Raw genomic sequence first — 6,919 nt, 5'->3', positions numbered from 1 at the left:
TGAGTCCGGTAGAATACCGTCTTCAGGCCAGCCAAGAAGTCTAATTAAATTTGGTCCAACTTTTGGGGTTCAGTACAATGTTATCTGATTTTATCCACTCGATAGCCTCACCAAAATTAGACTCGTCTTTTCTAGAAGGTGTATTCCCCGTTATTATACGTCCAAATTCTCTCAGTTCTTTTTGTGGGTACTTTGTATTTATCACATCAGGATCTCCGAAAATATCATAAAAAACATTTTTAAGGAGATTATCTAGTTCTTGAACTTGTTGGTGTCTTTTTTCTATTAGCATTTCAGCGCTATCCAAAATTTTCACAATTTTTCTCTGTACGCTTCTACTAGGTAATGGAATCTCAACATCTTTCAAATATTTATAGTGCCTACTATATCCGATACTAGGTAATTTTACTGTTTTCAAAAAATAATATACATACTTTGCACAGGCTCTTTCATTTGTTATTTCCAATAATTTTACACCATCGGCCCCTAAATATAGCGGAAAGTCAACATACTTAATTATCTTTGTATGGTCTCCAAACAAAATCACTGGATTTCCTGTGTATAGTCCTTCCTTTTCATTTGTATATCCAGCTATATAAGATTTACCTTGATCGACTATAGGAAAATTGCCAACCTTTTGATAATCTTGCTTTTTAATTTTGGCTCCTCGTCTAGTATTATCATTTAATATTGCTTCAAAAGGATATATATCCCATCCACTTGTCTCAAAAAAACTTTTATTGCTAGTATTATTTATACTCATCATCAATACCTTTAACCGCGCTTTCTAGATTATTTAATCCTTCAACAATATCTTCCTCTAATTTCTTAATACGTCTTATTATAATCTCTGGTTTATCATAAACTATATGATCATATTCAATCTTTTGATATTTATTAATGCTTAAATTATATCCATTCGTAGCAATTTCTTCGGCAGTAACAAAAAATGATTTATCACTCCGTTTCCGTCCCGCTTCTCCATCAAGCCTCCTAAATCTGCTCACGATATCTGGAATATCATTCATATCAATTGATTTCCGCTTATCATCAAGACTAAACCCATCAGCTTGCATATCATAAAACCACACTCTATCAGTCCCACCCCTACCTATTTTCGTGAAAATTAATATAGCCGTAGATACCCCTGCATATGGTTTAAAAACCCCACTAGGCATCGAAATAACTGCTTCTAATTTATGATTCTCTATAATATCTTTTCGAATTCCTTTATGCGCGCCCGATGAACCAAATAATACACCATCAGGAACTATAACCGCAGCTCGCCCACCTGGTTTTAAAATACGCAAAAACAGGGCTAAAAATAGCAATTCTGTCTTTTTAGTTTTAATTGTCGCAAGCAGATCATTTGAAACTGATTCATAATCTAGTGATCCTTTAAATGGAGGATTAGCCAAAATCATCGTATACTTTTCTTTCTCGTCATTATCTTGTGACAAAGAATCCATGTATTCAATATTCGGCTTATCAACACCATGCAACATCATATTCATCGCGCCAATACGCAACATCGTGCTATCCATATCATTTCCATGAAACATCTCACCATGATAATGTGCCTTCAACTTTTCATCGAAGAATAAATCATTATGATGTTCACGCATATAATCACTTGCCGCAACTAAGAATCCTGCTGAACCCATCGCTGGATCAATAATAATATCCTGTGGTGAAGGCTTCATCAAGTCAACAATCATGCGAATAATATGACGTGGTGTTCTAAACTGTCCATTTGTACCAGAAGTCTCTAATTTCGATAGCAAATACTCATACAAATCCCCTTGCGTATCGCGATTTTGCGTGGGAAGCCCGTCTAATGCTGATACCACCTTCTGCAATGTACTTGGCTTATTTATCTGGAAAATCGCATCCTTCATATATTTTGAAAACGAAGAATCCTCTTCCCCACCTAACGTTTTTATAAATGGGAAAATCTCTTGTTGCATCAGCTCAAACATCTTCTCTGCGCTACCTAATTGTTTAAATTGATTCCAGCGATATTCAGGCTTATCTGCCGGGAAAATGCTCGTGTACTCCACGCCGAGTAATTCCGCATCCTTTTCTTTCACAAGTTCCGCTTCATCAAGATCCTTCATAAATAATAGATATGTTAATTGTTCGATATTTGTTAATGGATTCGTACTTCCTTCCGTCCATAGCGTTGTCCAAATACTGTCTACTTTATTCTTCATTTCACCAGTAATCATTTTATTCCCCACAATCTCCATGATAAATTATGTATCTATTTTTTTCTCACTTCTTATTATATCAGATTTTTGTAAAATTTGGATCTATATTTTACAATTACGGATAAGTAAAAGGAGAGACCTCAATCCCTCCTCTCAATTCTAATGCTTTTTATCCTGATGTGCTTTCAATGTTTTACCCGCTTTTGATTTCGCTGCTTTAGATGTATTGTTACTAGCGAGTTTCTTAGCTGCTGCTCCAACTTTTCCACCTGAATGCTTTGTCATACAATCACCTCCGTATCTCTAATTACAAGTATAAATAAGAATCTTCTATCTATCGTATAAAAAAAGGTGCGAGCTTGTTTCACTTTGTAAATTTCCTCACAATAATGCTATAATAACCCCATCACAAAAAAAGGAGTTGACCACTCATCCATGTTTAACAAATACAAACCACTAAACCTCTATACCAATTTCGCGGAGGCTGCGGAGCGTTTTCCGAGCCAGGCGATCTACTTCGACGAGCCACTTACTGCTTTCCCCGAACTTCAATTGCACACTACATACGCGGATTCCAAAAATGCTCTTATCCAAAAAGCGACGCAATTGCGCAAAATCGGTGTCAAAAAAGGCGAGAAGGTCATCGTTTATAAGTCGGCTAAATTCGATACGTACCTCTTGGCTGTTGCTGTTTCTTATCTCGGCGCGGTGCCAATCATGATCTCGGCGCATCTTCCTGCTGAAACAATGGATATCCTTGTCGCGCGGCTGGATAATCCTTGGATGGTTTTCGATGGGGATACGGCGGCAAAAGCGCAGAGTCTGAAAAACCTGCCTGCTTCGAAATTAATCGCGGTCGAGGAGATTCTCGCAACGACTTTTGATCAGCTTTGTGAGCAGGACTTTCTCACGCCGGACGCGATTTCCTACATGACGCATACTTCTGGGACGACTGGGGTTCCGAAGCTTATTGCGCACTCGGCGAACTCGATGGGGTGGCGTACGAAGTGGCAAAAGAACATTTTGAGTCTCATCCGCAAGCGTGGTTTGGTCGCATTTCATATTTCGCCGGTGCATTCGCGCTTTAATATCGGGATTTCGTCGCTGATGGCGAAGGGTTTTCCGCTACTTCCTATTGCGAATCCGAGCCGCGCCAACATTACTAAAGTTCTCACGGAGTTTGCGCCGTTGGTTCTGGAAACACATCCGAATCATTTTGTGCAGTGGGCGTCGCTTGCTCGCGAAGAACCTAGCGTTTTTGAAAGTGTGAAGTATTATCATTCCACGTTTGACGCGATTAACAAAGAGACGATGGCAACATTTTTGCGGTGCTCGGAGTATCGCTTGCCGGTGTTTTTGCAGGTTTATGGGCAGAGTGAATGTGGTCCGATGATTATGCGTTTCCATACGAAATCTACGCTTAAGCGGACGAACGCGCGCGCGATGGGCGTTGGGATGCCTGGCTTGACGAAGGCTCGGATTGTGGACCAGGACGGGAAACCGGTTGCGGCTGGGACTAGTGGCAATATCCAGATGTTCTCAAAAGGTCGAGCGTTGACGTACTACAAAGAGACGCCGCGCTTCGAGGAAAATGTCTACGGTGCTTGGTGGGACAGCGGTGATTACGGTGTCAAAAGTCGGCTCGGGGGCCTTTCCTTGCTTGACCGCCAAGTCGATCTCGTTGATAAAATTGACAGCACACTCGCGATTGAGGATGCCTTGCTTGATGAACTGACTTTTCTAGATGAAGTCGTGATTATTCGGGGCAAAAATGGGAGTCCGCAGCCGATTGTGGCGGTGAATGAGAGCGCGGAAATGAATTGGGATTTGTGGTGGAAAAAAGTGTCCGATTTACCGCATCTCAATGAACCAATTCTCATGAAATACGACGAAATGCCACGGACGGCGACGATGAAAATTCAGCGTTTGGAATTGGAACGCTCGCTTCAAAATAGCGAAATGTAGACGCAAAAAAGGATAACCGCCTCGCTCAGATGGTTATCCTTTTTCGCTATTCCGTTTTACGTTTGTAAATTTGCATCGAAGCTATCATCGCGACGATGAAAATCCCTCCGCACCAGGCGATTGCCGTCCAGACTTCGCCGGTGTTCACGTTTCCAACTAGCAGAGAACGGACACTTTCAATAATCGGCGTCATCGGCTGGTTTTCCGCAAATGCTCGAACGACTTTGTTCATCGAATCTGTTGGGGCGAACGCCGAGCTGATGAATAGTAGCAATAGGATGAGGTAGCTAAACGATGCTGATCCTTCTGCACTTTTCGCGAGCAATCCTGATATCACAGCAATCCAAGTCATCGCTAACGTGAACAGTAGTAAAATCAAAATCACGACGAGCCAGCCAGCGAATCCTGCTTCTGGCCTGAATCCTAATAGGAACGCGACCAAAACAATCACAAGCGTCGAGATCAAATTGAACACAACTGACGTCACGACATGCCCTGTCAAAATGGACGATTTCGCAATAGGCATCGAGTGAAAGCGGTCAATAATCCCCGTCGTAACATCCTGACTTAACCTTACTGCCGTGTACGCCGTCCCCATCGCGATACATAAAAACATGATCCCCGGGACGACATAGTTAATATAATTTTCCGAGCCAGTATCAATCGAACCTCCAAAAACATATACAAACATCAACATAATCATCAACGGCATCGCAATAGTTGTAATGATTGTATCCACACTACGAAAGGCATGCTTCATGTTGCGCCCAACCATTGCCTGCATATCATTCCAATAATTCCGCATCATGCTTCACCCTTTCTATCGATAATTGTGAGGAATACGTCCTCCAGTGTTGGCGATTTTTGCGAAAATTCAAGTACCGCAACGTTCGCCGCTTCCAACTCCCCTAAAATCGCCATCAATTGCGCCGTGCTACCATCAATCGTCACCGTCACCAACTGCTCATCCACATTCAAAGTCGGCTCAAAGTCAACGAGCGCCGCATGTGCCGCCGTAACCTCGGCTTCCTCTGCAAAACGCAATTCCAAATGACCCTTCGGCAACATCCGCTTCAATTCAGCGACCGTGCCATTCGCGACAATTTTCCCATCGTTCAGAATCGCTATTTGGTTCGCCAATTGCTCCGCTTCTTCCAAATATTGCGTCGTCAAAAACACCGTCGTCCCATTGCTTGCGAGCTCCCGAATAATTTTCCACATTGCTAAACGACTCTGCGGATCAAGCCCAGTCGTAGGCTCATCCAAAAAGATAACCTCGGGATTCCCGACCAAGCTCATCGCAAGGTCAAGCCTACGTCTCATCCCCCCAGAATACGTCGAAAGCGCCCGATCCGCCGCATCCGTCAAGCCAAACCGCGCCAACAACTCATCCGCAATCCCCTTCGCATCTGGCAAATGCCGTAATTTCGCAATCAATCGCAAATTCTCGCGTCCAGTCAAAATTTCGTCGACCGCCGCATTCTGCCCCGTTAAACTAATCGCCGCGCGCACCAAATTCGCCTGCTTCACAACGTCCGCGTCACAAATCTGCGCATCGCCACCGTCTGGCTTCAAAAGCGTCGCTAGAATCCGAATTGTGGTTGTTTTACCAGCACCGTTTGACCCTAACAGCGCGAAAACCGTGCCTTTTTCAACGGTGAAACTGATTTTTTTCAACACTTCTACATTTTTATAAGACTTCTCCAAATTATGGACTGAAATCGTATTTTGTACCATTTTACACGCTTCCTTTACATTAGAATTATTCCGTCAAGATTGGCTTTTCGATTTGTTTTCAAGCTTTCATAAGACGCCAAATCCATGACTGCACCAGTGAAATCCGCACGTTTTACGTAACTTCCTTTGAAAGAAACATTTTCAAACGTTGCATCTCGAAAACTCGCGCCAACAAGCCCCGTGCTTCTGAAATTAGTGCCTTTAAATACCTCGCCGTCAAAATTCACTTTTGATAAATCAGAGTAACTGAAGTCCGCTTGGTCAAATATCGCATTTGTGAAATTCGTCTTGCTTAAAGCTGATTGTTTCATTTCAGCAAACGTCAAATCCGCGCCTTCAAACGACGTATACGTAAGCTCAGAAGCGTTAAATTTCGAGTTTCCTAAGTTCGCATAGCTAAAATCCGCGCCTTTTAACATCGCAACCGAGACATTCACACCTTGCATGAAAGCACCTCTAAAGCTCGGCGAACCCTCACCTTTTTTTGCGTATACACCTTTTAGAGAACCGTTATGAAATTCCGCCTGCTCAAAAGAAGCGCCAGTTAGATTCACATAATCCAATTTCGCATCAATAAACACACGATGATCAAAATTAACCCCAGCCAAGTTGGAATGTTTAAAATTCACACTGCGAAACTCGCCTTCGTCAAATCGGCTATTTCTCAAGTCAGAATTACTGAAATTAAAGCCTTCTACTACTCTTCTTCGGACTGTTCCGTCATTATTCGCCGCACGTTGCTTCGCTTCTTCAATTTCTTGCCAAGCAGGATTATCTTCCAAGGACATCTTCCGCTTCACGCCAATGCTTTCGATGACTTCTGAAATATCGCCTAGTGAATGAATCGTCAACTCGTATGCTTCCTCGGCATCGTAACCTTGCTCTTCTAACTCGCCGTATTTCTCTTGTAAATCATGCACGAGCTCTTCTTTTAGCTCGCTAATTTCCGCTGAATCCTCGTATGCGCTGAACTGCCCATCAATGTACCCAATTAGTTTCTCCGTCAT

At 42.6% G+C, this 6,919-nt stretch carries 7 protein-coding genes; 1 reads left to right on the top strand and 6 read right to left on the bottom strand.

Translation table 11 applies throughout. From position 1 onward, the window contains the following. Positions 1-40: 40 nt before the first annotated feature. The 3 genes from EP58_RS04195 to EP58_RS17780 form a co-directional block, all read right to left on the bottom strand. Positions 41-766, bottom strand: coding sequence for a restriction endonuclease subunit S (locus EP58_RS04195; RefSeq protein WP_077917820.1), 726 nt, complete (start codon positions 764-766; stop codon positions 41-43). Beyond that, the gene (locus EP58_RS04190) at positions 750-2,228 is read right to left on the bottom strand and encodes a type I restriction-modification system subunit M (RefSeq protein ID WP_036090483.1); all 1,479 of its coding nucleotides are present in this window, start codon (positions 2,226-2,228) and stop codon (positions 750-752) included. The genes EP58_RS04195 and EP58_RS04190 overlap by 17 nt, the downstream gene beginning before the upstream one ends. Positions 2,229-2,369: 141 nt before the next feature. After that, positions 2,370-2,495 (bottom strand): hypothetical protein, encoded by a 126-nt coding sequence (locus EP58_RS17780; RefSeq protein ID WP_255309526.1) that lies wholly within the window; start codon positions 2,493-2,495, stop codon positions 2,370-2,372. Between the two features lie 150 nt (positions 2,496-2,645). Between EP58_RS17780 and EP58_RS04185 the strand changes: the two genes are divergently transcribed. Then, on the top strand, positions 2,646-4,175 hold the full coding sequence (locus EP58_RS04185; protein WP_036090460.1) for an AMP-binding protein: 1,530 nt from the start codon (positions 2,646-2,648) through the stop codon (positions 4,173-4,175). A 46-nt stretch (positions 4,176-4,221) separates the two neighbouring features. Here the strand turns inward: EP58_RS04185 and EP58_RS04180 are convergent, their stop codons facing one another. Genes EP58_RS04180 through EP58_RS04170 form a run of 3 tightly spaced genes read right to left on the bottom strand, consistent with a single transcriptional unit; the run spans position 4,222 to position 6,919 of the window. Next, positions 4,222-4,983 (bottom strand): ABC transporter permease, encoded by a 762-nt coding sequence (locus tag EP58_RS04180; protein ID WP_036090458.1) that lies wholly within the window; start codon positions 4,981-4,983, stop codon positions 4,222-4,224. Continuing rightward, positions 4,980-5,912, bottom strand: a complete 933-nt coding sequence (locus EP58_RS04175; RefSeq protein ID WP_036090456.1) for a daunorubicin resistance protein DrrA family ABC transporter ATP-binding protein — start codon at positions 5,910-5,912, stop codon at positions 4,980-4,982. Before EP58_RS04175 ends, EP58_RS04180 begins: the two co-directional genes overlap by 4 nt. Positions 5,913-5,926: 14 nt before the next feature. Then, entirely contained in the window at positions 5,927-6,919 is a 993-nt protein-coding gene (locus EP58_RS04170; protein WP_036090454.1) for a pentapeptide repeat-containing protein, read from the bottom strand.

The sequence above is a fragment of the Paenilisteria newyorkensis genome, from assembly GCF_000766145.1.
GTDB classification, from domain to species: domain Bacteria; phylum Bacillota; class Bacilli; order Lactobacillales; family Listeriaceae; genus Listeria_A; species Listeria_A newyorkensis.
The sequence above is the reverse complement of the archived record's forward strand: the minus strand, read 5'-3'. Positions and strand labels throughout refer to the sequence as shown.